Below are 26,921 nucleotides of genomic sequence, written 5' to 3' on the forward strand. Positions count from 1 at the left end.
GGGTCACCAGCGTCCCGGCACGCTGCCCGTGAGCGGCGTCGACGCGGTGCCGTCCACGCCGACGGGCACCTCACCGGCGAGCATCACGCGGTGCATGATCCGGGGGTGGTCGAGGTGGGCGTTGTCGCTCGGGGCGAGATGGATGGTGGCCCGGTTGTCCCAGAAGGCCACGCTGCCCGGCTCCCAGCGGAAGCGCACCGTGTACTCGGGCCGGGTCGCCTGCTCGAGGAGCAGCTCCAGGACCGCCGCGCTCTCGGGGCGGGAGAGCCCGGTGATCTGCTCGACGTAGTAGCCGTTGACGAACAGCACCCGCTCGCCCGACTCCGGGTGGACGCGGACCAGCGGGTGCACGGTCGCGGTCTGGTGGTCCAGCAGATGCCGGACGTAGGCGTCGTCGCCCGGCCGGGGCTGGTAGCCCACTCCGAGCCGGTGTTCGGCGCGCAGTCCGTCGACGAACGCCCGCATCGGGGCGGACAGTCCGGCGTAGGCGGCCGCGAGGTTGGACCAGGTGGTGTCGCCGCCGTACGGCGGGACGGTCTCGGCGCGCAGGACCGTGGCGGCGGGCGGGTCGACCCGGGCGCCGTGGTCGCAGTGCCAGCCGCGCAGCAGCGTGTGGCGCCGGCGGCGCAGCCACTCGTCGTGCTCCATGCCGAACCGCCCGCCCAGCTCCAGCCGGTCGGCGGTCGTCTCGATCTCCGGGTGGTCCGCGGGCGACGCCTTGCCGCGCCGGGGCAGGACGACGGGTGCGCCGAAGCGGCGTGCGAACGCCACGTGTGCGGCGTGGTCGAGGCGCTGGTCGCGGAAGAACACCACCTTCCAGCGCAGCACCGCCGCACGGATGGCGGCGACCTCCGCCTCGTCGAGGCCGGCGGCCAGGTCGACTCCGGTGACCTCGGCGCCGATGTGCCCGGCGGCCGGTCTCACCTCGATCCCCGCCGCCTCGGTCGCCGTGCGTTGCACCGTGGCCCTGTCCGTCGTCATGCGCGCTCCGTTGGTCGGTCGTCCGATGCGGCTGCTGCGGAGATCGTGGCAGTCCTCGGCCGGCCTGGCGACAGGGCCCGGCGGGCGCTCAGACGGTGAACTCCCGGATCACCGTGTTCCGGAACACCGCCCGGCCGCCGGCCGTGAACAGGGCGAGGCCGCGGTCGATCAGGTACGGGAAGGCCGCGGACGAGTGCGTGAACCGCCCGTCGTCGACGAACATCTCCACCGAGGTGCGGTCCACCAGGACGCGCAGCCGTACGGCGCGGGCGGACGGGTCGAACGGGGAGCGGCTCTCCTGCCACCGTCCGGAGGCGTCGGGGTTGACCGCGCCCCGGCGGTTGAGGAAGGCGTAGTCCGTCCAGACACCGGCGTCGATGTGGCGGCCTCCGTCGCCGGAGCGGCGCAGTTGCACGCCGGCGCCGGTCAGCCGGTCCCAGCTGATCTCGCAGCTCAGCTCGTAGGCGGTGCCCGTGTAGTCCAGCACGCGGGTGCCGTCGACGGTGAGGTCACCGAGCCGCACGGTGCGGGAGACATGGGCGTCGAGCGCGGCCACCGGACGTGACGCGAGGTAGTAGGTGCCGGAGGGGTCTCGCCTCAGGCGGATCTCGCGGACGATCGAGTCGGTGCCGTTGAAGCCGTCTGTGTCGATCGTGGGGGCGGTGTTGGCGTACTCCCAGTTGTTCAGCCAGCCGATGGCGTGGCGCACGCCCGGGTCGAGGATGCCGCGCGCGTCGCGCCTCTCGAAGGTGACGGCGCCGTACCAGTCGAAGCCGTGGTCGAGCCACTGCGGGGCGGGGGCGTCGGCGGTGAACGCGCTGCCGTCGAAGGAGCCGGTCCAGTAGGCGTAGGTGTTCGGCAGTCCCGTGGCCTTGCCGTTGGCGCTCACCCCCAGCACCCACTTCGCCGTGCCGTCGTCGGCGGTGATGCGGAACAGGTCGGGGCACTCCAGGACGCCGAGCCCCTCCTCGGTGAAGTCCCCGGCATAGGTCCAGCGCTTGAGGTCGGCGGAGTGGTAGAAGCCCACCCTCGTGCCCTCGGCGAGTGCCATGGCCCAGCGCCCGCGTTCCTCGTCGCGGATCACCTTGGGGTCGCGGAAGTCGCGCACACCGGGGTTGGGCAGCACGGGATCGGTGCCGTGGGCGGTGAAGGTGCGTCCGCCGTCGGTGGAGCAGTACAGGTACTGCGCCTGCGAGGTGGGGCCGTCGTCGGGCGACATCGTGGCCAGGACGACGACCGCGCCCGCGCCGAAGCCGGCCGTGCCGCCGGTGTCCACGACCGCCGAACCGGACCACACGTCCCCGTTCGGCGTGGTGTCCTTCGGCACCGCGGTCCCGCGGTCGGTGAAGGAGACCAGGTCGGTGCTGGTGGCCAGGCGCCAGACGGTCCCCGCCTCGGTGCCGCCCGCGAAGTAGTCCGGGTTGTACAGGTAGAAGTAGCGGTACTCGCCGTCGATCCAGAGCGGCCGCTGCGGGTCGTTCTTCCACTGGTCGGGGGCCGTGAAGTGGTAGGCGGCGCGGTAGCGGGCGCAGTCGGCGGCGGGCTCGGGGCGACGACCGGCGGCGGGGGCCGGCGGTGCGGGCAGCACGGCGGCCGCGGCACCGGCGGCCGACCCGGCGAACAGAGCTCTCCTGGACATTCCACGCATCACTGCGTCGTTCCTCTCGTCGGTGGTTCGAGAGCGGCTCGGAAACAGGCTCACGTGGAACCAGGACTGTAGACCTAACTCGTTAAAGGTCAAGCGAACGCAGCCCTTGACAGGTCGGCTCCGCGCTTCCCATCATCTGGGCATCGCACCTCGACTAACACGGGTTAGGCCCATTCGATGACCTCCTCGCACCTCACTCGCCGGGCGCTGTTGCGCTACGGCGCCTACGGCACGGGAGCCGCCGCCCTGGCCGGTACCGCCGCGAGCTGGGACCGGCTCACCGGAGCCGACATCCCCGGCCGCGACGACGGCTCCCTGGTCGTCGCCACCCTCGGCTCCGCCTTCGACCCGGCAGCCGTACGCGCCCTGCGCGAGGGCTTCCACGAGCTCCACCCCGACATCCCGCTGCGGGTGAACGCCGTCCAGGCCGTCGACTGGTCGGACTTCTTCGCGAAGATCCTCACCCAGATCGCCGCGGGCACCGCCCCCGACCTGGTCTACGTCGCCACGGAGGGGGTGCAGCTGTTCGCGCGGCGCCTCGGGGTGCCGCTGGACCGCTGGGTGAAGCGGGACGCGGAAGAACTGCGCGAGTACTTCGCCGACGTCCACCCCTCGCTGGTGGAGTCGATGATGTACGAGGGCAGCCTCTACCAGCTGCCGGTGGAGTTCAACGCGGCCGACGTCTACCTCAACCGGCAGGTCCTGCGCAGGGCGGACGCCGATCTCCCGCCCGCGGACTGGAGCCGGGACGACTTCACCGCACTGCTGCGCCGGATGAAGGGGGCCAGCGACTCCCACTTCACGCCGTACTTCTGGACCAACCGGCTGTGGGGCGGCGTGGTCCCGTGGCTGTTCGCGAACGGCACCAATCTGCTCACCGAGTCGAAGGCGCCCGGCGGTTCGTGGCTGTGGGACTCCTTCTACCCGGCCGGCCGGCGGCGCGGGCGCGGCGGCGGCTTCCGCTGGACCGCGCCGCAGGCCACCGACGACCGGGTGACGGAGGTGTACGACTATCTCGCCTCGCTCATCCAGGAGGGGCTGTGCACCCGCCCGGAGGGCGGCAACGGCAGCAATCTGGTCGGCGTGTTCTCCACCGGCCGGGTCGGCGTCACCCCGGCGGGCGGCTTCTGGTCGGGCGGCCTGCACCTGGCGGGCACGGACCCGGCCGGCTACGACGTGCAGTACTTCCCCCGCTGGCGCACGCACCGCCACCAGTTCGGCGCAGCCGGCTACGCGCTGCTGCGCACCTCCAAGATGCAGGACGCGGCCTGGGAGTTCATCAAGTACGCCGCCCGCCGTGACACCCTGACGCGGCTGTTCCGCGGCAACCAGACCACCCCGGCCCGCCGTTCGATGCTCACCGAGGCCCGTTACCGGGAGACGGGCCCGGCCAACTGGCGGGTCTTCTACGACACCCTCGACCGGTTCCCCGACACCGGGCCGATCCCCGCGCCGCCGCAGGTCGCCGAGGTCGAGCAGGTGCTGCTCAAGCACACCGGCGCCGCTCTGGCCTCCCCGGGCGCGGTGCGGCCGGCACTGCGCAGGATGCAGGGCGACCTGGAGAAGGCCATGGAGCGTGACGTATGACGAACACCCAGGTCCCCTCCGTACGGCCACGGGCAGCGACGACGCCGGCCGCGGCGGTGCCGCGCCGCTCGGCCCGCGACCGGGGTACCCGGCTGCTGGCCACGCTGTTCCTGGCGCCGACGGTCGTCGGCATCGTGGTCTTCACGGTCGTGCCGATCGCCGGGTCGGTCGTGCTCAGCCTCTTCCACTGGGACGTGATCGAGTCCCCGTCCTTCGCCGGGGCGGCCAACTACCGCGAGGTGTTCGGCGACTCGACCGTGCTGGTCTCCTTCCGCAACACGCTCGTGTTCATGGTGTTCGCCGTCGCACTGCAACTGCTGATCGCGCTGTCCCTGGCGCTCGCCGTGAACGGGCGGATGCCGGTGTGGCTGCGGTCCGTGTTCCGCTCGGCGTTCTTCTTCCCGCTGGTGCTGTCCGCCGCGTCCGTCTCGGTGGTGATGAAGTACCTCTTCAACCAGGACTTCGGCGTGGTCAACTGGGCGCTCGGACTGGTCGGGGTCGCTCCGGTGCCGTGGCTGACCTCCGAGAACGCGGCGATGGCGACGGTCGTCCTCGTCTATGTCTGGCAGCAGTTCGGCTTCTCGTTCCTGCTGTTCGTCGGCGGTCTGAACAACATCCCCAAGGAGATCCACGAGGCCGCGTCCCTGGACGGCGCGACCGGCCTGCGCAAGCACCTCGCGATCACCCTGCCGCTGCTGTCCCCCACGCTGCTCGTCGCGTCGGTGGTCGGCATCATCAACGCGCTCCAGGTCTTCGAGCAGCCGTACGTCCTGACCGCCGGCGGGCCCGGCGACTCGACCCGCACCGTCGTGATGGTGATCTACGAGACCGCGTTCGAGCAGCTCCGGTTCGGCGAGGCGTCCGCGGTGGGCGTGCTGCTGTTCGTGCTGGTCATGGCGGTCACCGCCCTTCAGTTCCGGCTCAGCCGGCGTTTCGTCCACTACCAGTGAGCCGGTGAGTGACATGAGCCAAGCAACGACGACCCTCGGGCGTGCGCGCCACGGCCTCGCGCCCTGGGCGCGGATCGCCGGACTGGCCGGGTGCGCCCTGCTGACCCTCGGCCCCGTGCTGTGGACCGTCTCCACCTCGCTGCGCACGCCCGCCGAGGCGTTCGACCTCCCGCCCAGCGTGATCCCGGCCCATCCCTCGGCCGAGGCCTACCGGGGGGTGTTCGACCAGCTCGACGTGTGGCTGCTCGCCCTGAACTCGACGCTGGTCACCGCGCTGATCGCCGTCGGTCAGATGGTCACGGCGGGTCTGGCCGGGTACGCCTTCGCCCGCCTGGAGTTCCGCTTCAAGAAGCCGCTGTTCGGCCTGGTCCTGGCGACCATGATGGTGCCGTTGCAGGTGACGATCGTGCCGGTGTTCCTGGTGCTGAAGACCATGGGCCTGACCGACACGCTGCTCGGGCTGATCGTCCCGGCGTTCCCGACCGCCTTCGGCACCTTCCTGATGCGCCAGTACTTCCTGGGCATGCCCAGGGACCTGGGCGAGGCGGCGATGCTGGACGGCGCCGGTCCCTGGCGGACCTTCCGCTCCGTGTACGCCCCGCTGGCCGCGCCGGGCCTCGCGATCGTCGGCGTCCTCGCCTTCAACTACCACTGGAACGAGTTCTTCCGGCCGCTGATCCTCGAGACCTCCGGCCAGAACTACACGCTGCCGCTGGGCCTGGTCTCCCTCCAGGGCAATCTCGGCACCGGGTCGGTCTCCGTGGTCCTCGCCGGTGTCGTGCTGTCCATGATCCCCGCCGTCGCCGTGTTCGCCGTCGGCCAGCGCCCTCTTCGCGAGGGCATCACCTCCGCAGGAGTCAACCGTTGAGCCTCGCCGCTCCCCCGCAGGATCCGCACGCCCCGCGCTTCCGGGTCCGCCCGCCCGCCAACTGGATCAACGACCCCAACGGGCCGTTCCGCTGGCGGGACCGGTACCACCTGTTCTACCAGTACAATCCCGGTGCCCCGGTGCACGCGGACGTCCACTGGGGCCACGTCTCCAGTGCCGACCTCGCCCACTGGGAGCACCATGCCGTGGCGCTCACCCCGACGCCGGGCGGTCCGGACGAGGCGGGCTGCTGGTCGGGCTGCGTCGTCGAAGACGACGGGGTGCCGACGGCGGTGTACACGGGCGTCGACCGTGAGCACACCGGGCTCGGGACGATCTGTCTGGCCCGGGCGGCGGATCCGGCGGACGCCTCGCTGACCGACTGGCGGCCGCTGCCCGAGCCCGTGGTCGCCGGGCCGCCCGCCGGGCTCGACGTAGTGATGTTCCGGGACCCGTTCGTGTTCCGGCACGACGGCCGGCGGCACGCCCTGGTCGGCGCGGGGCATGCGGACGGCACGCCGTCGGTCCTGCTGTACGACTGCGACGACCTGACGGACTGGCGGTACCTCGGTGTGCTGCTCGACGGCCACGACCCGGTCGCCGCCGCGGCGTTCGGCGACGGGGCGGTGGGCTGGGAGTGCCCCCAGCTGTTCACGGCCGGCGACGGGGAGCGGGTGCTGGTCGTGTCGCTGTGGGACGGCGACCCGCAGTCCACCGGGTATCTGACGGGCCGCCTGGAGAGGTCCGCCGGGGTCGGGTTGCGCTTCGCGGCACGGCATGCCGGACGCCTCGACCAGGGACGCGACTTCTACGCGCCGGCCGTCCTCCAGGAGACCGGCCGTACGCTGATGTGGGGCTGGTCGTGGGAGGCCCGCGACCGGGAGTCGGCCGAGCGCGCCGGCTGGGCGGGCGTCCTCACCGCGCCGCGGGTCGTCGACGCCCACCCGGAGGACGGGTCGCTGCGGGTCGCCCCGGCCCCGGAACTGGAGCTGCTGCGCACCGCCGAGCCGTTCGTCACCGCCCCGGACCGCACCGCGCTCCCGGAGGCGTACGACCTGGCGGTCACCGCGCGCGAGGGCACCACGGTGAGCCTGCTGCGGTCCGCGTCCGGCGCGGAGCTGACCGTCCGCGTGGACCCGGCGGAGGGCACGATGACCCTGGACCGGGGCGGCTGGCCGCGGCCGGGGGCCGACGTCACGGCGCCGGTCGTGGCGCGGGTGCCGCCGGGAGCGGAGCTGACCGTGCGGATCCTCGTGGACGGTTCGCTGTACGAGCTGTTCGCCGGCGACCGGGCCATGGTGACCGAGCGTGTCTACCGGGCGGCGGACGACGTGGCCGAACTGGCCGTCACGGGAACCGGTGCCGAAGTCACCGGGTGGGCGCAGGTCCCACCGACGCACGGCTGATCAGCGGACCGGCGACGCGCCGTACGGTGGCCGGCGGCGTGCGTCCGGTGTCGATGGCCTCCAGGAGCAGCCGGGCCGCCGCCTCCCCCATCTCCCGGTGCGGCAGCGCGACCGTGGTGAGGGCCGGGGAGAGGAAGGCGGCCATGTGCTCCTGGTCGTCGTAGCCGACCACGGACAGCTCGTCGGGGACGGTGATCCCGAGCCGGGCCGCGGCGTGCAGGACGCCCGCCGCGACCCGGTCGTTGTAGCAGAAGACCGCCGTGGGCCGCCGGTCGGCCGGCACGGAGTCGAGCAGCCGCAGGGCGCCCTCGTGGCCGCCGGAGATCTCGCCGCCCGTGCGCACGACCCACTCCTTGGGCACGGTGACGCCCTCCACCCGCAGGGCGTCCCGGAAGCCGCGCAGCCGCTCGACGGAGGCGATGTCGTCCAGCCCGCCGACCACGGCCGGCCGGCGGTGCCCCGCGTCCAGGAGCAGCCGCGCCGCCGTACGGCCGCCGGCGCGTTCGGCGGGGACGACGGCGGGCAGGGAGCCGTCCTCGGGCAGGCAGTTGGCCAGCACGGCGTGGGTGCGGTGCAGGCCCTCGGGGACGCGGACGCGGCGCAGCGACATCGCCGCGTAGACGATGCCGTCCACCCGCCGGTCCAGGAGCTCGGCGACGGCCGCGTCCTCCTTGGCCGGGTCGCCGCCGGAGTCGACCGTGAGGACCAGATGGCCGCTGTCCCAGGCGGTCTCCATGGCCCCCCGCAGCAGGCGGCCGGCGAACGGTGAGGAGGCGATCCCGTCGGTGACCATGCCGATCACGGCCGTACGGCGGCGGCGCAGGCCCCGGGCGACGGGGTCGGGCCGGTAGCCGAGCTGGGCGGCGGCCTGCCGGATGCGCTCCTGGGTGGCCGGCGAGAGATTGCCCTCGGCCCGACCGTTGAACACGAACGAGACCGCGGTGTGCGACACCCCTGCGATCCGGGCGACATCCCGTGACGTGGGACGGCCCGTGCCCGTCGTGCGCTTGTGCTCGGCGCTGTCCATGCCGTCGGCCGCCCTCGTCCCCGCCCCGTCCGGTTGATCATTGCCCACCCTATCCGTGACGCTGGAAGGGCGGCACACGGTCGTCACAGTCGAGGGAAGGTCCCGCAGTGATCAGTATCCCGGCGTACACGCTCAACGACGGCACCAGGCTCCCCGCCCTGGGGCTCGGCACCTGGCCGATGAAGGACGACGAGGCGGAACGGGCGGTCTCCGCCGCCCTGGAGACGGGCTACCGCCTGATCGACACGGCGACGAACTACCGCAACGAGACCGGCGTCGGCCGGGGCGTGGCCGCCGGCGGCGTCCCCCGCGAGGAGATCGTGGTGACGACCAAGCTGCCCGGCCGGCACCACGGGTACGAGGAGACGCTCGCCTCGTTCGAGGAGTCCCGGGCCCGGCTCGGCCTGGAGTACGTCGACCTGTACCTGATCCACTGGCCGCTGCCCCGCGTGGACAAGTACGTCGACTCCTGGAAAGCCATGATCAAACTGCGCGAGGACGGTCTCGTGCGCTCGGTCGGCGTCTCCAACTTCACGGCGGAGCACATCGAGCGGCTGGAGAAGGAGACGGGGGTCCTGCCGTCCGTGAACCAGATCGAGCTGCACCCGCTGTTCCCGCAGGACGAGCTGCGCGCCTTCCACGAGCGCAAGGGCATCCGCACGGAGAGCTGGAGCCCGCTGGGCCGCGGCAGCGACGTGCTCGACGACCCGGCCGTGGCCGCCGTCGCCGAGGCACACGGGGTGACGCCGGCCCAGGCGGTGCTGCGCTGGCACACCCAGCTCGGCGCGGTGCCGATCCCGAAGTCGGCGGACCCCGGGCGGCAGCGCGCGAACCTCGACGTCTTCGGCTTCACGCTGGACGACGCCCAGATGCGCGCCGTCACCGACCGCGCGCACCGGCGGCTCGGCGGGGATCCGGAGGTGCACGAGGAGTTCTGAGCGGGGTACCCGGCAGCGGTCGTCGGTGCGCGAGCCGGAAGGGGGCCGCAGGTGGGCGAGGAGAACGGGCTGCGGGAGTACCGCGGCAAGCGCCGTTTCGACCGGACCGCCGAGCCCGCGGGACGCGGGGCTCTTGGGGAGGGCGGCCGGCCCCGCTTCGTGGTGCAGATCCACGACGCGAGCACCCTTCACTTCGACTTCCGGCTGCAGGTGGCCGACGTGCTGAAGTCCTGGTCGGTGCCGAAGGGCCCGTCGGCGGACCCGAGCGACAAGCGGCTCGCCGTGCCGACGGAGGACCATCCGCTGGAGTACGAGGAGTTCGAGGGCGTGATCCCCGCGGGCGAGTACGGCGGTGGCACGGTCATCGTCTGGGACCACGGCACGTACGAGCCGCTGAGCCACGACCGCAGGGGGCGGCCGGTCGGCTTCGGGGAGTCGCTCGCGCGCGGGCACGCCCGGTTCCGGCTGCACGGTGCCAAGCTGCGCGGGGAGTACGCGCTGACCCGGTTCCGCGGCGGCCACGGCGGGGGCGAGGAGGAGGCGTGGCTGCTCGTGAAGACGGCGGGCGGCGGGCATCGGGGGCACGGCACCCCCGATCCCCGGCGGGCCCGGTCGGTCCGGACCGGCCGTACGCTGGCCCGGGTCGCCGCGGAAGGGCGCTGAACGCCGGTGGTTCCGGCGTCCTCACAGCGGGGGCAGTGTCTGTTCGGCCCAGATGGTCTTGCCGTCACCCGTCTGGCGGCTGCCCCAGCGCTGGGTGAGCTGGGCGACCAGCAGGAGTCCCCGGCCGCCCTCGTCGTAGGCGTGCGCCCGGCGCAGGTGCGGTGAGGTGGAACTGCCGTCGGAGACCTCGCAGATCAGGGTGTGGTCGCGGATGAGACGCAGCTGGACGGGCGGTTCGCCGTACCGGATCGCGTTGGTGACGAGCTCGCTGACGACGAGTTCGGTGACGAAGGCCGCCTCGTCCAGGTCCCACGCCGTCAGCCGTTCCATGACGGACCGCCGGACGTCGGCCACCTGCGCCGGGTCCGGGGAGACGTTCCAGGTGGCGACCTGGCCGGTGCCCAGCGTCCGGGTACGGGCCAGCAGCAGCGCCACGTCGTCGCGGGGGTCCGCCGGCAGCACGGACTTGAGCACGCCGTCGCACAGGGCGTCCAGCGAGCCGGTGGGCGCGGTCAGCGCCTGGCACAGCTCCGTCGTCGCGCGGTCGACGTCGTGGTCGGGGTCTTCGAGGAGACCGTCGGTGTACAGCGCGACGACGGTTCCTTCGGGCAGGACCGCCTCGGTCGCCTCGAAGGGCAGTCCGCCGACGCCGAGCGGCGGTCCGGGGCTGACGGGGACGAGGCGGGTGGTTCCGTCGGGCAGTACGAGGACGGGCGGCGGATGGCCGGCGGAGGCGAGGCCGAGGCGGCCGGTGACGGGATCGTAGACGGCGTAGAGACAGGTGGCGCCCAGTTCGGCGACCTCGTCGCCGCCGTCCGCCGCGAGGTGCGCGACGAGGTCGTCGAGGTGGGTGAGGAGCTCGTCGGGCGGCAGGTCCACGTCGGCGAGGGTGCGGACCGCCGTGCACAGACGGCCCATGGTCGCGGAGGACGGGATGCCGTGGCCGACGACGTCGCCCACGACGAGGGCGACCCGGCTGCCGGACAGCGGGATCACGTCGAACCAGTCGCCGCCGATGCCGGCCGCCGAGCCGGAGGGCAGATAGCGGTGGGCGACCTCGACGGCCGACTGGCCGGGCAGGCCCCGGGGCAGGAGGCTGTGCTGGAGGGCGAGCGCGGTGGAGCGCTCGCGGGCGAAGCGGCGGGCGTTGTCGACGCAGACCGCGGCCCGGCTGGCCAGTTCCTCGGCCAGTGCGATGTCCTCGGGGCCGAACGGGCCCCGGGGGCTGACGCGCATGGCCGTCGCGACGCCCATGGTGGTGCCGCGGGCGCGCAGCGGCACAGCCAGGGTGGAGCTGACGCGGTCGCGGAAGGCACGGCCGGCGGGGAACAGCTCGTTGCGTGTCCGCATCCAGCGGTCGAAGTCCGGGTCGCCCGGGCCGGTCAGTACCGGCCGCCCCTCCCGCAGCGCCCGCGCGGGTGCGGAGCAGGGCGGGTACACGTCGGTGTCCCCCGGGCGCACGGACGGTTTCGGCAGTCCGGTGGCGGCGGACCGGTGGGCGACGCGGCGCAGCACGATGTCCTCGGCCGGCACCGCGAGCGGTTCCTCCGCGCCGAGGACCCAGTCGAGCAGGTCGACGGTGGCGAAGTCGGTGAACCGCGGCACGAGGATGCCGATCAGCTCCTCGGCGGTGCGCACCACGTCCAGGCTGGTGCCGATCCCGGTCGCGGCCTCGTTCAGCAGGGCCAGGCGCTGGCGGGTCCGGTGCTGCTCCGTGCTCTCGAACCCCGCCACGGCCACCGCGGTCACCTCGCCGGAGGTGTCGCGCAGCGGCCACATCTCGATGGTCCAGGCGTGCTCGCCGAGCCGGGAGGCGGCGGGCGTGAGCGTCTCGTAGCGCACGGACCGGCCCGTGTCGACGACCTGCCGCAGATGCCGCAGGAATCCGGAGTCGTCGGCGTCGACGCCCTCCACGACCTCCGGCAGCCGCCGCCCGATCAGCTCCTCCTCGGGCAGGCCCAGCATGCGCTGCGCCGTGTCGTTGGCCCGTAGACAGCGCTCCCGGGTGTCGTGGACGAACATCGACAGGGACGACTGCTGGAAGGTCTCCCCGGTGAGCAGAAGGGGCCTCTCGTCGGGCGACTCGACGGTCACCGCGTACCCGCCCGGTGTGCCGTCCGCACCCAGCAGGGGGCAGCCGCGCAGGGGCACGGTCACGGCGGATCCGTCGCGGTGGCGGAGCACCGCCTTGCCCGACAGCTCCGAGAGGGCGCCGGGCGGCAGCTCACGGGCGAGCAGGTCCCGGGCGGGGCGCCCCACGACCTCCTCGGCCGGATAGCCGGTCAGCCGTCGGGCGCCCTCGCTCCACCCCGTCAGTGTGCCGCGGGCGTCCAGGGTCGCCGTGGCGGAGACGTGCTCCATGGCGTCCAGGATTGACCCCATACGGACCGGCTTCAACCGCAGGGCGGTGTGACCGGGGGGTGTTACCCGCGGTGAGCGCGCAGCGCGGCGAGGGCGCGGTCGGCGTGCGTGTTCATGCGCAGCTCGCTGCGGACGACCTCGAGCACGGTGCGGTCCGGCCCGATGACGAAGGTGACGCGCTTGGTGGGTGCCATGCTGAGCCCTCGCTTCACGCCGAACCGTTCGCGGACCGTGCCGTCGGGGTCGGAGAGCAGCGGCATTCCCAGGGTGTGTCGCCCCGAGAACTCCTGCTGGCGTTCGACGGGGTCGCCGCTGATGCCCACCGGCCGGCCGCCGGCCGCCGCGAACTCGGCGGCGAGGTCGCGGAAGTGGCAGGCCTGCGCGGTGCAGCCGGGGGTCATGGCGGCGGGGTAGAAGAAGAGCACGACGGGCCCGTCGGCGAGCAGTTCCGACAGGCGGCGCGGGGTGCCGGTCTCGTCGGGCAGCGTGAAGTCGTCGACCGTGTCGCCGACGGCCGGGACGCGGCTCACGACCGGCCCTCGCAGCCCTTGGCGACGCCGCGGGCCCAGAGCACGAGGGGCAGCTGGACGGGCAGCCGGCCGTAGGCGACGGCCTTCTGCGGGGCGGGGCGGTGCCTCCAGTCGACGGCCATCTTCACGTTGGCGGGGAAGACGCCGACGAAGAAGGCCGCGGTCGCCAGCGCGGCGGCTTTGCGGGTGCGGGGGGCGGCGAGGCCGGCGGCCAGCGCCAGTTCGGCGACGCCGCTGGCGTACGTCCACGCCCGGGGCGGGCCCGGCAGGCCGCGGGGCACGATCACGTCGAAGGGGCGGGGCTGGGCGAAGTGGGCGACGCCCGCGGTGGCCAGCAGGCCGGCGAGCAGCAGGGGTGAGCGTTCGGACCGGTGGGACACGGTTCCTCCTCTGGGGGCCTGCCGCGCGATATTACTGGACGGTAAGCACAGGGGTGCCGCCGGTCCGCAAGGGCGGCGCCGGTGCGCGCGTCACCCCGCGATGCGGGCCTCGATGCCGTCGAGCAGGAAGTCGAGGCCCATACGGAAGGTCTGGTCGGCGTCCAGGTGTGCGGCGTCGCGCACCACCGTGGCCAGTGCGGGGAGCCGGCCGGTGGCGAAGGTCCGCTGGAGGTAGGGGCCGAGCGCGGCCTGCCAGCGCTTCTCGTCCATCCCGGTGGCCCGCTCGGCCCGCCGCTCGGCGATCTCCCGGCGGACGGCGCCGATCGCGTACGCGTTGACCGCGGCGACCACCGGCATGGCGGCGTCCACGTCGACGCCGTCCAGTGCGGCCATCACGGCCTCCGCGGTGGCCAGCGCGTGCGGCCCGAGCTGGGGCCGGCCGCCCAGGAGGTCGGCGAGCCACTCGTGCTCGTGCACGGCGTGCCGGATGCCTTCGGCGAGCGAGCGCAGGACGTCCCGGCGGCCGTCGCCGGCGGGGCGGATCTCGGCGTGGGCGGCGTCGACCATCAGGTCGAGCAGCTCCTCCTTGCTGGTGATGTAGCCGTACAGCCGCATCGGGCCGACGCCCAGCGCGGCGGCGACCTTGCGCAGCGACACCGCGTCCAGGCCGTCCGCGTCGGCGAGCCGGATCGCCGCCCGCACGATCCGGTCCCTGCTCAGCGGGGCCGGCACGGGTCGCTCCGGTGGCTCCGGCCTCTCCCACACCAACATGCCGATCACCCTACACAGCCCGATACAGTGTATCGATCTGTACGGCGTATCGAAGGGGAGTCACAATGACCATCGCCATCGTCGGAGCGGGCCTCGGTGGCCTGACTCTCGCCCGTGTGCTGCACGTCCACGGCATCGCGACGGTTCTCGGTCTCGCTGTCCGAGAACGGCCGGACCGCCTGCACCGCGGACCAGACCTCGGGCACCCTGTCCGTGATCGACCTGGACAAGGGCGTCGTCACCAAGTCCGTGGCGACCGGTGCGGGCGCCCTGTCGGTGGCGACCGACGAGCGGTCCGGCGACGTTCTGGTGGTCAACCGCACCGACGCCGACGCCACCCGCGTCGACCCGAGGAAGGGCATGGTCGAGGAGACCATCGCCACCGGCGCCGACCCCAACCACGTGGAGATCGCCGACGGTGTCGCCTACGTGGTCGACAAGTCCGGCGCCGGAGCCGCAGAGGACACCGCGACCCGGATCCGCCTCGCCCGCCGACCCGACGCGACCGCGCCCGTCACCCCCCGCGCCGGGGCGTGACGGGCGCGAGCCACATCCCCACGATCGCGTCGGCGAGCCCGTCGGCGGCCTCCCGCCAGCTGGCGCGCGGGGTCGGGCTCCCCTCGGCGAGGGCACGTTCCCGCTCGGCCGCCGTGTGCACGATGAGATGGCGCGCCATGTCGCCCCGCTCGGCCCGGACCTCGTCCGGAAGCGCCGGCATGCACCGGTTGCGGCCGGCGATGAGCTCGCGCAGCGACGAGGAGGCGCGGGACTCGTCGACCATGATCTGCCGCAGCACCGGGTCCGTCATGACCTGGGCGCAGAACCGCGCGTACCAGGTCGGGCTGCCCAGGGCCGCCAGATGGTCGAACTGCGGGCGCACCAGGCAGTCCACCCAGTCACGCAGATCCGGCGTGTCGCCGAGCGCGGCCAACTGCCGGGCCCGCAGGTCCTCGATGCTCTCGAAGTGCCGCTGGGCGATGGCGCGGACCAGGTCCGCCTTGGTGCCGAAGTGATAGCCGACCGCGGCGTTGTTGCCCTGGCCGGCGGCCTCGCTGACCTGACGGTTGGAGACCGCGTACACGCCGTGCTCGGCGAACAGCCGCTCGGCGGTGGTCAGGATCAGCTGCCGGGTCGCGCTGACCTGTTCCGTCCGGACCGCCCTGCCCGCCATGCTCACCACCGCGCCGGGACTTTCTCCGTACCGCCCGTGACGACCAGTCCCTCGAGTCGCCGCAGGTCCGCCGCCGTACGGCGGCTCGTCACGAAAGCCTACGGGGCGGCGGCGCCGGACCACCGCACGGCCCGAACGGGCGTTCCCTCTTTTCAGCCCGTAGGATAATTCAAGCGACTGACTTAAAAGGTCGCCGTTCCGGTACTCCGTCTCCTCGCTCGAAAGGCTCCTCCATGCCCGCTTCCCCCGCCACGCCACGGCCGAACGCCGTGGTGGCGGTACTGGCCCTGGCCGGGATCGTCGTCGCGCTGATGCAGACCCTGGTCATCCCGATCATCCCGGAGCTCCCGAAGCTCCTGGACGCGTCGGCCTCGGACGCGGCCTGGGCGGTGACCGCCACGCTGCTCGCCTCCGCGGTGGCCACCCCCGTCGTGGGCCGGCTCGGCGACATGTTCGGCAAGCGGCGGATGCTGCTGCTCAGCCTGGTGCTCCTGATCAGCGGCTCGGTGGTCTGCGGACTGAGCGACGCGCTGGTCCCGATGGTCGCCGGCCGTGCCCTGCAGGGCTTGTCCGCCGCGGTGATCCCGCTCGGCATCAGCATCATGCGCGACGAACTGCCGGCCGAGCGGCTGGCCGGTGCGACCGCGGTCATGAGCGCCTCCCTCGGGGTCGGCGGCGCGCTCGGCCTGCCCGCGGCCGCGCTGATCGCGGACGAGCTCGACTGGCACATGCTGTTCTGGCTCTCCGGCGCCCTCGGCGCCGTCTCCCTGGTGCTGGTACTGGCGCTGGTGCCCGAGTCCGCGGTGCGCACCGGCGGCCGTTTCGACGTGCTCGGCGGCATCGGCATGGCCGCCGGTCTGGCGTGCCTGCTGCTGGCGATCTCCAAGGGCGGGGACTGGGGCTGGTCCTCGGGCACCACCCTCGGCCTGTTCGCGGCGTCCGTGGTGATCCTGCTGGTGTGGGGCTGGTGGGAGCTGCACACCCCGGAACCCCTGGTGGACCTGCGCACCACCGCCCGCCGTCAGGTGCTTTTCACCAACCTGGCGTCCGTCTCCATCGGCTTCTCGATGTTCGCGATGTCCCTGGTGCTTCCGCAGCTGCTGCAGTTGCCCGAGGCGACCGGTTATGGGCTCGGCCGCTCCCTGCTGACCACGGGTCTCGTGATGGCGCCGTCCGGCCTGGTGATGATGGCGTTCGCCCCCGTCTCCGCGAAGGTCTCCAAGTCCCGGGGCCCGAAGGTGACGCTGATGATCGGCGCCCTGATCGTGGCGGTCGGCTACGGCCTGAACATCCTGCTGATGGCCGAGGTCTGGCACCTGGTCCTGGTCTCCTGCGTCATCAGCGCGGGCATCGGCTTCGCCTACGGCGCCATGCCGTCGCTGATCATGGGCGCGGTGCCGCCGAGCGAGACGGCCGCCGCGAACAGCCTCAACACCCTCATGCGATCGCTCGGCACGTCGGTCGCCAGTGCCATCGCCGGTGTGATCCTGGCCCAGCTGACCATCGACCTCGGCGGCTTCGCACTGCCGTCCGAGAACGCGTTCAAGGCGGTCATGGCCATCGGCGCGGGCGCGGCCCTGCTGGCCTTCGCCATCGCCTCCTTCATCCCCCGGCACCGCCCCGCCGGCCCGGTGCCGGGCACGGCTCCGGCCGACGGCCCCGCCGCGGAGCCCGCCCCCGTCCGCTGACCACGACGGCGCCGGTCCCGCGCGGCGGGCACCGGCGCCGTTCAGGCGAACCTCGCGGACAACGCGCGTGACGGCCCACGGACGCGTCGAGAACTGAGCCGTGGAGCTGCCGCTGATCCCACCCATGCTCGCCACCCCCGGCGCCCTGCCGCCCGCCGCGCAGGACACCCGCTGGGCCTACGAGACCAAGCAGGACGGCCAGCGGGTGGTGGCCTATCTGCCCGGCGACGGCGGTGTGCTGCTGCGGGCCCGCTCCGGGCAGGACATCACGGCGGCCTACCCGGAGCTGGGGCCGCTGGGCACCGCGCTCGGCACCACGCCCGCCGTGCTGGACGGCGAGGTGCTGGCCCTGGACGAACGGGGCCGGGCCGACTTCCAGTTGCTCCAGTCCCGCATGGGCCTCGCGCACTCCCCCGGCCTGGCCGCGCACCGGGCGTCCAAGGTCCCCGTGCACCTGGTGCTGTTCGACGCCCTGCACCTGGGCTCCCGCTCCCTGCTCCGTCTCCCCTACACCCGCCGGCGCGCGCACCTGGAGGCGCTGGGTCTGGACGGGCCGTCCTGGTCGACCCCGGCCGCGCTGATCGGGCACGGCGACGAGGCCCTGCGGGCCACCCGCGAGCACGGCCTGGAGGGACTGGTGTGCAAGCGGCTCGACTCGGTGTACGAGCCGGGGGTCCGCTCCCGGGCCTGGATCAAGATCCGGAACATGCGCAGCGAGGACGTCGTGGTGGGCGGCTGGCTGCCCGGCAAGGGGCGGCTCACGGGGCTGCCGGGTGCGGTGCTGGTGGGCCAGCGCGCCGGCGGCCGGCTGCGCTGGGTCGGCGGGGTCGGCACCGGCTGGAGCGAGACCGAGCGCACCGAGCTGGCCGCGCTGCTGCGGGCCGCCGCGACGGACGTGTGCCCCTTCGACCCGGTGCCGCGGCTGCCGGAGGCCCGCTGGGTCGTGCCGCGGCTGGTCGGCGAGGTCCGCTACAGCACCCGCACCCGGGAGGGGATGCTGCGCCAGCCGTCCTGGCTGAGGCTCCGCCCGGATCTCGCCCCCGAGGAGTCGGCCGCCGACCTCCCGGACGACATGGTGTGACGCGCGGGGGGGCGTTCGCCTGTCCTTCACCGGCGGTACGCCCGTGCCCTCTTGGCGCGGCAGGGAAAACACGGGACCCTGAACTCCCCTTCCCCCCACAGCCGTTGGGCTGCACCCGGACCCCCAGGAGGACCCGGTGTCGTCGCGTACCGCGCGTACCCGCCGCAGGAGATGGCTCACCGTCCCGCTCGGTGCCCTCGTCCTCGTCGTCGCCTTCCCCGCCACGGCCTTCGCCGCCCCGCCGCCGGGACTGCCCGGCAGCGCCACCAGCTCGGAGCGGGCCTACCAGCCGGCCTTCGACTACGACACCGACGGCTGCTACCCCACGCCCGCCATCGGCGCCGACGGCACGGTCAACGCAGGCCTGAACCCGACCGGGGCGCTGAACGGCAACTGCCGGGACGCCTCGGACCTGGAGAACACCAACAGCTACTCGCGCGCCAAGTGCGACCACGGCTGGTGCGCCTACCTGTACGGCCTCTACTTCGAGAAGGACCAGGCGCTGCCCGGCAGTTCCCTCGGCGGTCACCGGCACGACTGGGAGCACGTGGTGGTGTGGGTGCGCGACGGGAGCGTCGAGTACGTCGCGACCTCGAACCACGGTTCGTTCACCGTGCACGCGCGTTCGGCGGTCCGCTTCGAGGGCACGCACGCGAAGGTCGTCTACCACAAGGACGGCATCGGCACCCACTGCTTCCGGCCGGCCGGCACGGGCGACGAACCGCCGGAGAACCACCGGGGCAGCTGGCAGTACCCGGCCCTGGTGGGCTGGGAAGGCTATCCGGCCGGGCTGCGCGACAGGCTGAGCGCGTACGACTTCGGCAGCGCCCACTTCGGCCTGAAGGACGGCAGCTTCACCTCCCACCTGGCGGCGGCCCTGCCCGCGGGCGTCCCCTTCGACCCGTACGCCTGACGGAGGGGCCTGTCGGGCGGACCGCGCACCCCGCACACCCCCGAGGGCACTATCGTGTCCGCATGTCCGCCCCCGAACTGATCCGTATCGTCTCCCGCGACTCCCCCATGGCCCTCGCTCAGGTCGAGCGCGTCCGGGCCGAGTTGGCGGCCCTCCACCCCGGCGTGCGCACCGAGGTCGTACCGGTGAAGACCACCGGCGACAAGTGGCTCGGCGACCTGTCGCAGGTGGAGGGCAAGGGCGCCTTCACCAAGGAGGTCGACGCCGCACTGCTGTCGGGCGAGGCCGATCTCGCGGTGCACTGCGTCAAGGACGTGCCCGCCGACCGGCCGCTCCCGGCGGGCACGGTGTTCGCCGCGTTCCTGAAGCGGGACGACATCCGGGACGCACTCGTCCACCCGGACGGACTCACCCTGGACGAACTGCCGGACGGCACCCGCATCGGCACCTCGTCGGTCCGCCGGGTCGCCCAACTGGCCGCCACCCACCCGCACCTGACGTGCGTTCCGTTCCGCGGCAACGCCAACCGGAGGCTGGCGAAGCTGGCCGCCGGCGAGGCGGACGCGCTGCTGCTCGCCGTCTCCGGCCTGGAGCGCATCGGCCGCGCCGACGTGATCAGCGAGGTCCTCTCCCCCGAGACGATGATGCCGCCGATCGGCGCGGGCGTCCTCGCACTCCAGTGCCGTGAGGGCGACGACGGGCTGATCGACGCGGTCAGCGGCCTCGGCGACCCGGACACCCATCGGGAGGTCACGGCGGAGCGCATGTTCCTGCACGTGCTCCAGGGGCACTGCAACAGCCCGATCGCCGGGTACGCCCGGGTGGACCGGAGCGGGGAACTCGCCCTGCGGGCCTGCGTGTTCACTCCCGACGGCAAGGTGCGGCTGAACGCCCACGAGTGGGCGGGCCGGCTCGACCCGGCCACGCTCGGCACGTCGGTCGCCGTGGCGCTGCTGCGTCAGGGTGCCCGCGACGTCATCGACGGCATCGCGCACTGAGGCGCCGCCGGGCGGCGGATCAGGCGGTGCCCTCCTCCGCCTGGTCCCGCAGGAAGGCGCTCACCTGGTGCGCGAGGCCGTCGTCGCGCACCGTGCCCGGCAGGTGCCCGGTGGCCGGCTCGTGCAGCCCGAGTCCGCCGCTCCACAGCCGGCGGCCGGCCCACTCCTCGTCCGCCCGCAGCTGCACCTGGACGTCCACCTGGGCGAGGCTCGCCTCCGGGCCGGCCGCGTAGAGGACGGCGGTGACCCTGCGCAGCGGGTGGACGTCGAAGCCCTCGATGAACTGGGAGTTGCGCCAGTCGAGGAAGGCTCCCTCGCCGTCGGGGCCGGTGCGCACGTCGATCTGCCCGTCCTCCAGGTGGACGCAGAAGGGCCGGCTCCCACGGTTCTCGACGGTCACCCGGACACTGAAGTACGTCAGCCCGTCGGCGGCGTCGTCACGCCCACGCGGCGGCTCGGCCGCCTCCAGACGGTGGACGCGGACCCGCAGACCGGCGTGTTCTTCGTACTCCTGCCAGTCCCCGACCACGTTCGGCTCGTACACAGCACACCTCTCGACTTCCCGAAGCTGCTTCCTATCCGTGCGCTCAGTGCACTGTCAAATGAGCGGAATACGCTGTGGCCAGGGGCTTCGCGCCCGGTGATCGGCGATCAAGCGCTGCCCAGGAACGATCCGCCGCGCGCCCTCCGGACGATCACAGCGAGCGTGCCGCACATCACGTTCCGCACCGGCGCCCGCACACGCGCCCCCCGGTGACGGCCGCTGCGGCCGTTCGGGCGAGCGCTCTGCGCCCACAAGGCTTAATGTCCCTATATATGAGGACTTGCTTCGGATCCGGAACCCCAGCGTTCCTGTCCACCCGGCACCCCTGCTGAGGGAGGTGCGCACCGCATGCGTATCGCCAGCAGAACCAAGCCCCACCCGCACGACGACGCGCCCGACACGGCCGCCGCGTTCGAACGGCTCGCCGAACTGCCCGAGGGCGCGGAACGCAAGGCCCTGCGGGACGAACTGATCCAGGTCTGGCTTCCCATGGCCGAGCGGATCGCCGTCCGCTTCCGCGGGCGCGGCGAGAGCCTGGACGATCTCTACCAGGTGGCGGCCCTCGGACTGGTCAAGGCCGTCGACCACTACGACCCCGAACGGGGCCACGCCTTCGAGGCCTATGCCGTCCCCACGGTCACCGGGGAGATCAAGCGCCACTTCCGCGATCACATGTGGACGCTGCACGTGCCGCGCCGGATCCAGGATCTGCGCAACCGGGTGCGCCGGGCCGCGAAGGAGCTGGCCCAGACCACGCCGGGACGCGCTCCCACGATCGAGGAGATCGCCGAGCACGCGCAGCTGACCACGGCCGAGGTCCGCACCGGCATGGAGGCGCTGGAGTGCTTCTCCGCCCTCTCGCTGGAAGCGGAGATGCCGGGCACGGACGGGTACGCCCTCGGGGACGCGCTCGGCGGTCCGGACCCGGCCTTCGACACGGTCGTGGACCGGGTGGCCGTGCGGCCCTGTCTGGAGGCGCTGCCCGAACGCGAGCGCACCATCCTCTACCTCCGCTTCTTCGGCGGGATGACGCAGAGCCGCATAGCGCAGCAGCTCGGCATCTCCCAGATGCACGTCTCACGGCTGCTCAGCGGCTGCTTCGACCGGATCCGCGAGGAGATCCTCGCGGAGGCCGGCTGACTCACGGCTCCGTCGGCCTCACCGGTCCGCGGGAGCGCCGGGGACCTGCGTGGGACCGTGCCGGTCGAGGGCGTCCTCCAGAGCCCGCCGGATCTCGACCGGCATCACTCCTGTGCGCCCCCAGATGAGGATCAGTTCCGCGACGCTGCGCAGTTTGATGTTCGTATGCTGGGAAACCTCCTTCAGAACGGTCCATCCCTCGTCCGGCGTCACCCGGCCGAGGACCACGACCATCCCGATGGCCTGGTCGACGACCGCGTGCGAGACGACCGCCTCCTTCAGCTGCCGGATCTGCTCCTGCAGCCGGAATATCTGGTCCGGGCCCCCGTCCGTGGGCATGGTCACCTCCGGATCCGGCGTGTCACCGCCGCTCGTGCCGCGCGGTCCCGCTCCGACGCCTCCATCGTCATCACATGTGCGACCCCGCGCCACCGGGCCGTGCGGGGCGCACCCGCCACCGTTTCGGCGGCGCCGCCGGGGTACTCGGCAGGCGCCCCCCGCCGTTCCGGTCGGACACTGGTGTGCAAGCGGTGACCGCCGGTGGACGAGACCAGGACGCGACTGCCATGAACCACGACATGCCCTCCTCCCCCGCCGGCACGGACAGCATCATCTCCAGCCGGTCCGTGTACGGGGCCCCGTGCTGGGTGAGTCTGACCAGCCGCGACCTGAAGGCCACCGAGGAGTTCTACTCCGCCGTGCTGGGCTGGCAGTGGCGGCCCGCCAAGCTGGGGGACCCGTTCCGGATCGCCCTGGTCGACGGGGTGCCGGTCGCCGGTATCGCCGCGGTCGCCGCGATGTGGCAGATGGCGGTGGCGTGGACGCCGTACTTCGCCGTGCGCAGCGCCGACGAGGCCGTGTCGCGGGCGGCCGAGCGCGGCGGGACGGCCGCGGTCGGGCCGATCTCCCTGCCGCCCGGCCGGGCGGCGCTGCTCGCCGACCGGGACGGCGCGACCTTCGGGGTCTGGGAGGGCGAGCTGTTCTCCGACTGGGACGCCTGGCGCACCAAGCGCCCCGCCTTCATCCGGCTGCACACCCGTGACGCCTTCGACGCCGCCATCTTCTACGGCGAGATCTTCGACTGGGCGTCGGGGGAGGGCTGCTGCGAGGTCCGGTACGAGGGCGACGAGGTGGTCCTGCGCCACGAGGGCCAGGTCGTGGCGCGCATCGAGTCGGGAGCCCTGGGAGCGGCGCCGGACCCGGCCGTGCGGCCCCACTGGCAGGTCCACTTCGCGGTGGAGGACGTCACCGCCTGCGCCCGAGCCGCCGAGCGGCACGGGGGCAGCGTGCTGTCGCTCGGCGAGGACGAGGCCGTGCTCCGGGACGCCGACGGCGCGCAGTTCACGGTCACCGCACGCCGCCTCGGCCACTGATCCGGTTCCGGTCCGGCTCAGCGGGTCACCGGCCGGTGCGGGACGGGCGCGAGAGCAGGACCAGGCTGCGGGGCTCGACGGTCAGCACCGTGCCCGCCTTGCACTCCGCCTCGTCGGGGACGCCCTCCGGGTCGGCGGTGTCGATCAGGGCCGCCCAGCGCTCGCCGTAGGCGGCGTCGGGCAGCCGGAAGCGGGCGGGCTCCCAGTGGCTGTTGAGCAGCAGCAGGAAGGAGTCGTCGAGGACGGGCCGGCCGCACGGGTCGGGTTCGGCGATGGCGTCGCCGTTCAGGAAGACGGCGACGGCGTGGGCGTCGGAGCGCTGCCAGTCGTCGTCGGTCATCTCCCGCGCGTCCGGCAGCAGCCACACGAGGTCCGGCAGCGGCTGGTCCTCGTTGGTCACCGTCTCCCCGCGGAAGTAGCGGCGCCGGCGCAGGACGGGGTGGGCGGCGCGCAGCGCGATGACGCGCCGGGTGAAGTCCAGCAGGGCTCGCTGCTCCTCCCCCAGCCGCCAGTCGATCCAGGAGATCTCGTTGTCCTGGCAGTAGGCATTGTTGTTGCCCCGCTGGGTGCGGCCCAGTTCGTCGCCGTGGCAGAGCATCGGGATGCCCTGCGAGAGCAGGAGCGTGGCCAGGAAGTTGCGCTGCTGGCGGCCGCGCAGCTCCCGTACGGCGGGGTCCTTCGTCCGCCCTTCGGCGCCGCAGTTCCAGGACCGGTTGTGGCTCTCGCCGTCCCGGTTGTCCTCGCCGTTGGCATCGTTGTGCTTGTCGTTGTACGAGACGAGGTCGCGCAGGGTGAAACCGTCGTGCGCGGTGACGAAGTTGACGCTGGCGCGGGGGCGGCGCCGGCTGTGCTGGTACAGGTCGGAGGAGCCGGTCAGGCGGGACGCGAACTCGCCGAGCGTGTGCTCCTCGCCGCGCCAGAAGTCCCGTACGGCGTCCCGGTACTTGCCGTTCCACTCCGACCACAGCTGGGGGAAGTTGCCCACCTGGTAGCCGCCCTCGCCGAGGTCCCAGGGCTCGGCGATCAGTTTGACGCGGCTGATCACCGGGTCCTGCTGGATCAGGTCGAAGAACGCGGAGAGCCGGTCCACCTCGTGGAACTGGCGGGCCAGCGTGGCCGCGAGGTCGAACCGGAAGCCGTCGACGTGCATCTCGGTGACCCAGTACCGCAGCGAGTCCATGATGAGCTGGAGTACGTAGGGGTGCCGCATCAGCAGGCTGTTGCCGGTGCCGGTGGTGTCGTAGTAGTGCTGCCAGTCGCCGTCCACCAGGCGGTAGTACGAGGCGTTGTCGATGCCGCGGAAGGAGAGGGTGGGGCCCTTCTCGTTGCCCTCTGCGGTGTGGTTGTAGACCACGTCGAGGATCACCTCGAGGCCGGCCGCGTGCAGGGTCTTGACCATCGACTTGAACTCGGTGACCTGCTGCCCACGGGTGCCGAGGGCGGCGTAGCCGTTGTGCGGCGCGAAGAAGCCGATGGTGTTGTAGCCCCAGTAGTTGGACAGGCCCCGGTCCGTCAGCACGCCGTCGTGCACGAACTGGTGCACCGGCATCAGCTCGACGGCGGTCACGCCGAGGGAGGTCAGATGGTCCACGACCGCCGGGTGCGCCAGTCCGGCGTAGGTGCCGCGCAGTTCGTCCGGCACGTCGGGGTGGGTGTTGCTGATGCCGCGGACGTGGGCCTCGTAGATCACGGTCTCCGAGTACGGTCGCCGCGGCGGGCGGTCGTCGCCCCAGTCGAAGAACGGGTCGGTGACCACGCCCAGCATGGTGTGCCCGGCGCTGTCCGCCGGGTCGGGTCTGCCCTGGGCGCGTTCGAAGAGGGAGGGGTGGTTGTCCACCATCCCGTCCACGGCCCGTGTGTACGGGTCGAGCAGCAGCTTCGCCGGGTTGCAGCGGTGGCCGACGGACGGGGCCCACGGGCCGTGGACCCGGTAGCCGTAGCGCTGCCCCGGGCCGACGCCGGGCAGGTAGCAGTGCCACACGAAGCCGTCGACGTCGGGCAGGGGGATGGTGCTGTGGGTGCCGTCGTCGTCGACGAGGACGAGGTCGACGCGCTCGGCGACCTCGCTGAACAGGGCGAAGTTGGTGCCCTGTCCGTCGTACGCGGCCCCCAGGGGGTAGGGGTGCCCGCTCCAGACGGGCGACCCCTTCCACTTCGGCCTGGCGCGGGTCACCGGGCCTCCTCCAGCACGCCGTGGGTGGTGCTGACCGGACTGGCCACCCGGCCCACCGGCATGATCTCTCGCGGCACTTCCAGCCCTTCCTGGGTGATCGGCTCCGGTGCGGTCGGCACCAGCGGGACGCGTTCGCCGGCGCGGGCGCGCTGCGAGAACCAGATGACCTTGGAGCCGGTGTCGGTGGCGCAGCAGCCCCAGCCGTCGCTGTTGGCGGCGAGGTGCTGCAGACAGGTGCGCAGGTCCTGGTCGGGACGGAGCGCGTGGTCGTTGCCCCCTACCGCCGTGATGAGGTGGTGGCGGTTCCACCACATCTCGATCGACGTGTTCTTGTCGCTCGCGTGCTCGTCGATCGCCCGGAGCAGCATCTCGGCGCCCGAGCAGACGGGTTCGACGAGGTTCTCCAGGTCCCAGAACCTGAGGTGAGCGGCCAGGATGCGCCTGACCTGTCCGACCCGTTCCGGGCTGACTTCCACGTCGAGGTGGTAGTAGCAGGGCACTGCGGTCTTCATCGTCGTGGCTCCTCACCGCGCATAGCTCTCGCTTCTCCTCGTCCCTCGGTGGACGGGCTCCCCGTACACGAAGCGTGAGCACTGGTCGCTTCTGAGTCACTCCAGAGTGGGAGCAGTAGTCCATTCGTGCAACACGAGCGGCGGGGGTCCGACGCCGGCGGAGAAAGCGGTTGAAGATCCAACAAGACGGGACGTCACCGTCCGTGCACCATGTGTGAAGAATTGGATCGTCCGTACCGGACCGTCACGGAAGGTGACCGGCCATGCTGCTTCCTGCGAAGACAGAAGTCGCCCGGCAGCTGCGGCGTTACCGCGCCTGGGAACGGATGATGCTCGCGTCCCCCGCGGACGTACGCGTCCGGGCCACCTTCGAGGACTCCGGCTACACGCTCTGCGTGCTCATGGGGAAGCGGTGCGCGCGGGAGGCGGCGGACGCTGCCGAAAGGTATCTGCGGACGACCCTGGTCACCTATTTGCAGGAGCAGAACGAGCGGCCCCGTACCGCCCGGGCGGCCCGCCGCGGGCCGCCGGTGCCGGTGGTGGAGCGGCTCTCCCCGTCGGGGCGGAAGACCCCCTCCGGCGCGGCTTGACCCATCCGGCCGGGCCCCGGGCCCGGCCTCGAGCACGACGGAGGTGAGAACCGATGAGCGCGACCGTGACGATCGGGCGTATCCCGGTGCGGGACGTCCACCCGGTGGTGGATCGCGGCAGGCGCCCGGCGAAGGCGGTGGCGGGAGAGACGTTCGAGGTCACCGCGTCCGTGTTCCGCGAGGGACACGACGCGGTGGCCGCCAACGTCGTGCTGAAGGACCCCGAGGGCCGGTCCGGCCCGTGGACGCCGATGCGGGAGCTGGCCCCGGGCAGCGACCGCTGGGGCGCCGAGGTCACCCCGGGTGCGCCGGGGCTGTGGACCTACCGGGTGGAGGCCTGGAGCGACCCGGTCGCCACCTGGAAGCACGCGGCACGGATCAAGGTCCCGGCGGGCATCGACACCGGTCTCGTCCTGGAGGAGGGCGTCGAGCTGTTCCGGCGGGCCGCGGCGGGCGTCCCGAAGGACTCGGGGCGGGCCGTGGTGCTGGCGGCCACAGCGGTGCTCGGCGACGACACGCTGCCGGTGGCCACCCGGCTGGCGGCGGCGTTGACGCCGGAGGTGGACGCGGTGCTGGCCCGGTATCCGCTGCGCGAACTGGTCACCACCTCCGACCCGCTGCCCCTGCT

The 26,921-nt window shown here is 72.8% G+C and carries 27 protein-coding genes; 15 read left to right on the forward strand and 12 right to left on the reverse strand.

The genetic code is table 11. The features are described from left to right. Positions 1-3: 3 nt before the first annotated feature. Positions 4-981: a TauD/TfdA family dioxygenase gene (locus AB0E77_RS29690; protein WP_361576589.1), complete on the reverse strand. Its 978-nt coding sequence runs from the start codon at positions 979-981 to the stop codon at positions 4-6. Between the two features lie 88 nt (positions 982-1,069). Further along, positions 1,070-2,629, reverse strand: a complete 1,560-nt coding sequence (locus tag AB0E77_RS29695; protein ID WP_361576592.1) for a GH32 C-terminal domain-containing protein — start codon at positions 2,627-2,629, stop codon at positions 1,070-1,072. Between the two features lie 177 nt (positions 2,630-2,806). Between AB0E77_RS29695 and AB0E77_RS29700 the strand changes: the two genes are divergently transcribed. From AB0E77_RS29700 to AB0E77_RS29715, 4 genes are read left to right on the forward strand one after another with little or no spacing between them, the layout of a single operon-like run. After that, positions 2,807-4,216, forward strand: coding sequence for an extracellular solute-binding protein (locus AB0E77_RS29700; protein ID WP_361576595.1), 1,410 nt, complete (start codon positions 2,807-2,809; stop codon positions 4,214-4,216). Next, on the forward strand, positions 4,213-5,166 hold the full coding sequence (locus AB0E77_RS29705) for a sugar ABC transporter permease (RefSeq protein WP_361576598.1): 954 nt from the start codon (positions 4,213-4,215) through the stop codon (positions 5,164-5,166). The genes AB0E77_RS29700 and AB0E77_RS29705 overlap by 4 nt, the downstream gene beginning before the upstream one ends. Positions 5,167-5,179: 13 nt before the next feature. Then, entirely contained in the window at positions 5,180-6,034 is an 855-nt protein-coding gene (locus AB0E77_RS29710; protein WP_361576601.1) for a carbohydrate ABC transporter permease, read from the forward strand. After that, positions 6,031-7,440 carry a glycoside hydrolase family 32 protein gene (locus tag AB0E77_RS29715; protein WP_361576604.1) on the forward strand — a complete coding sequence of 470 codons (1,410 nt, stop codon included), beginning with the start codon at positions 6,031-6,033 and terminating at the stop codon, positions 7,438-7,440. Before AB0E77_RS29710 ends, AB0E77_RS29715 begins: the two co-directional genes overlap by 4 nt. On the opposite strand, the gene AB0E77_RS29720 is transcribed toward AB0E77_RS29715, so the two are convergent. Then, positions 7,403-8,467, reverse strand: a complete 1,065-nt coding sequence (locus tag AB0E77_RS29720; protein ID WP_361576607.1) for a LacI family DNA-binding transcriptional regulator — start codon at positions 8,465-8,467, stop codon at positions 7,403-7,405. The two genes, AB0E77_RS29715 and AB0E77_RS29720, sit on opposite strands and share 38 nt — an antisense overlap. Before the next feature lie 107 nt (positions 8,468-8,574). On the opposite strand from AB0E77_RS29720, the gene AB0E77_RS29725 reads away from it, so the two are divergent. Both AB0E77_RS29725 and AB0E77_RS29730 read left to right on the forward strand, forming a co-directional pair. Next, complete coding sequence (locus tag AB0E77_RS29725; RefSeq protein WP_361576610.1) at positions 8,575-9,405, forward strand: aldo/keto reductase; 831 nt, start codon at positions 8,575-8,577, stop codon at positions 9,403-9,405. Positions 9,406-9,456: 51 nt separating this feature from the next. Continuing rightward, positions 9,457-10,068 carry a DNA polymerase ligase N-terminal domain-containing protein gene (locus AB0E77_RS29730; protein WP_361576613.1) on the forward strand — a complete coding sequence of 204 codons (612 nt, stop codon included), beginning with the start codon at positions 9,457-9,459 and terminating at the stop codon, positions 10,066-10,068. 21 nt (positions 10,069-10,089) lie between these two features. Here the strand turns inward: AB0E77_RS29730 and AB0E77_RS29735 are convergent, their stop codons facing one another. From AB0E77_RS29735 to AB0E77_RS29750, 4 genes are all read right to left on the reverse strand, one after another. Continuing rightward, positions 10,090-12,429, reverse strand: coding sequence for a SpoIIE family protein phosphatase (locus AB0E77_RS29735; RefSeq protein ID WP_361576616.1), 2,340 nt, complete (start codon positions 12,427-12,429; stop codon positions 10,090-10,092). A 62-nt stretch (positions 12,430-12,491) separates the two neighbouring features. After that, positions 12,492-12,959, reverse strand: coding sequence for a peroxiredoxin (locus AB0E77_RS29740; protein ID WP_361576619.1), 468 nt, complete (start codon positions 12,957-12,959; stop codon positions 12,492-12,494). After that, positions 12,956-13,339, reverse strand: a complete 384-nt coding sequence (locus tag AB0E77_RS29745) for a MauE/DoxX family redox-associated membrane protein (RefSeq protein ID WP_361576622.1) — start codon at positions 13,337-13,339, stop codon at positions 12,956-12,958. Before AB0E77_RS29745 ends, AB0E77_RS29740 begins: the two co-directional genes overlap by 4 nt. Before the next feature lie 90 nt (positions 13,340-13,429). Continuing rightward, positions 13,430-14,110 (reverse strand): TetR/AcrR family transcriptional regulator, encoded by a 681-nt coding sequence (locus tag AB0E77_RS29750; protein WP_361576625.1) that lies wholly within the window; start codon positions 14,108-14,110, stop codon positions 13,430-13,432. Positions 14,111-14,224: 114 nt separating this feature from the next. Between AB0E77_RS29750 and AB0E77_RS29755 the strand changes: the two genes are divergently transcribed. Continuing rightward, the gene (locus AB0E77_RS29755; protein ID WP_361576628.1) at positions 14,225-14,647 is read left to right on the forward strand and encodes a hypothetical protein; all 423 of its coding nucleotides are present in this window, start codon (positions 14,225-14,227) and stop codon (positions 14,645-14,647) included. Here the strand turns inward: AB0E77_RS29755 and AB0E77_RS29760 are convergent. After that, positions 14,625-15,281: a TetR family transcriptional regulator gene (locus tag AB0E77_RS29760; protein WP_361576631.1), complete on the reverse strand. Its 657-nt coding sequence runs from the start codon at positions 15,279-15,281 to the stop codon at positions 14,625-14,627. The genes AB0E77_RS29755 and AB0E77_RS29760 overlap by 23 nt on opposite strands. A 233-nt stretch (positions 15,282-15,514) precedes the next feature. Between AB0E77_RS29760 and AB0E77_RS29765 the strand changes: the two genes are divergently transcribed. The 4 genes from AB0E77_RS29765 (at position 15,515) to hemC (ending at position 19,961) form a co-directional block, all read left to right on the forward strand. Further along, on the forward strand, positions 15,515-16,969 hold the full coding sequence (locus AB0E77_RS29765; protein ID WP_361576634.1) for an MFS transporter: 1,455 nt from the start codon (positions 15,515-15,517) through the stop codon (positions 16,967-16,969). Between the two features lie 100 nt (positions 16,970-17,069). Then, positions 17,070-18,050 (forward strand): ATP-dependent DNA ligase, encoded by a 981-nt coding sequence (locus tag AB0E77_RS29770; protein WP_361576637.1) that lies wholly within the window; start codon positions 17,070-17,072, stop codon positions 18,048-18,050. A gap of 136 nt (positions 18,051-18,186) precedes the next feature. Next, on the forward strand, positions 18,187-18,963 hold the full coding sequence (locus AB0E77_RS29775; protein ID WP_361576640.1) for an NPP1 family protein: 777 nt from the start codon (positions 18,187-18,189) through the stop codon (positions 18,961-18,963). Positions 18,964-19,025: 62 nt separating this feature from the next. Continuing rightward, on the forward strand, positions 19,026-19,961 hold the full coding sequence (gene hemC / locus AB0E77_RS29780) for a hydroxymethylbilane synthase (protein WP_361576643.1): 936 nt from the start codon (positions 19,026-19,028) through the stop codon (positions 19,959-19,961). 19 nt (positions 19,962-19,980) lie between these two features. Here hemC and AB0E77_RS29785 read toward each other — a convergent pair whose 3' ends face one another. Further along, complete coding sequence (locus AB0E77_RS29785; RefSeq protein WP_361576646.1) at positions 19,981-20,505, reverse strand: hypothetical protein; 525 nt, start codon at positions 20,503-20,505, stop codon at positions 19,981-19,983. A 348-nt stretch (positions 20,506-20,853) separates the two neighbouring features. On the opposite strand from AB0E77_RS29785, the gene AB0E77_RS29790 reads away from it, so the two are divergent. After that, entirely contained in the window at positions 20,854-21,645 is a 792-nt protein-coding gene (locus AB0E77_RS29790) for an RNA polymerase sigma factor SigF (protein WP_361576649.1), read from the forward strand. Positions 21,646-21,663: 18 nt separating this feature from the next. Here AB0E77_RS29790 and AB0E77_RS29795 read toward each other — a convergent pair whose 3' ends face one another. After that, on the reverse strand, positions 21,664-21,984 hold the full coding sequence (locus AB0E77_RS29795) for an ANTAR domain-containing protein (protein WP_361576652.1): 321 nt from the start codon (positions 21,982-21,984) through the stop codon (positions 21,664-21,666). Positions 21,985-22,211: 227 nt separating this feature from the next. Between AB0E77_RS29795 and AB0E77_RS29800 the strand changes: the two genes are divergently transcribed. Further along, positions 22,212-23,018: a VOC family protein gene (locus tag AB0E77_RS29800; RefSeq protein ID WP_361576655.1), complete on the forward strand. Its 807-nt coding sequence runs from the start codon at positions 22,212-22,214 to the stop codon at positions 23,016-23,018. A 25-nt stretch (positions 23,019-23,043) separates the two neighbouring features. Here the strand turns inward: AB0E77_RS29800 and glgX are convergent, their stop codons facing one another. Both glgX and AB0E77_RS29810 read right to left on the reverse strand, forming a co-directional pair. Further along, positions 23,044-25,191, reverse strand: coding sequence for a glycogen debranching protein GlgX (gene glgX / locus AB0E77_RS29805; RefSeq protein WP_361576658.1), 2,148 nt, complete (start codon positions 25,189-25,191; stop codon positions 23,044-23,046). Then, positions 25,188-25,703, reverse strand: a complete 516-nt coding sequence (locus AB0E77_RS29810; RefSeq protein ID WP_361576661.1) for a pep a2 — start codon at positions 25,701-25,703, stop codon at positions 25,188-25,190. The genes glgX and AB0E77_RS29810 overlap by 4 nt, the downstream gene beginning before the upstream one ends. A gap of 263 nt (positions 25,704-25,966) precedes the next feature. Between AB0E77_RS29810 and AB0E77_RS29815 the strand changes: the two genes are divergently transcribed. Together AB0E77_RS29815 and AB0E77_RS29820 are read left to right on the forward strand one after the other, a co-directional pair. Continuing rightward, a complete protein-coding gene (locus tag AB0E77_RS29815) occupies positions 25,967-26,293 on the forward strand; it encodes a DUF5133 domain-containing protein (protein WP_361576664.1) in 327 nt (108 codons plus the stop codon). Positions 26,294-26,346: 53 nt separating this feature from the next. Further along, a partial coding sequence (locus AB0E77_RS29820; RefSeq protein WP_361576666.1) for a maltotransferase domain-containing protein occupies positions 26,347-26,921 on the forward strand: 575 nt, incomplete at its 3' end.

The organism is Streptomyces sp. NPDC032940, from assembly GCF_040636935.1.
Lineage (GTDB): Bacteria > Actinomycetota > Actinomycetes > Streptomycetales > Streptomycetaceae > Streptomyces.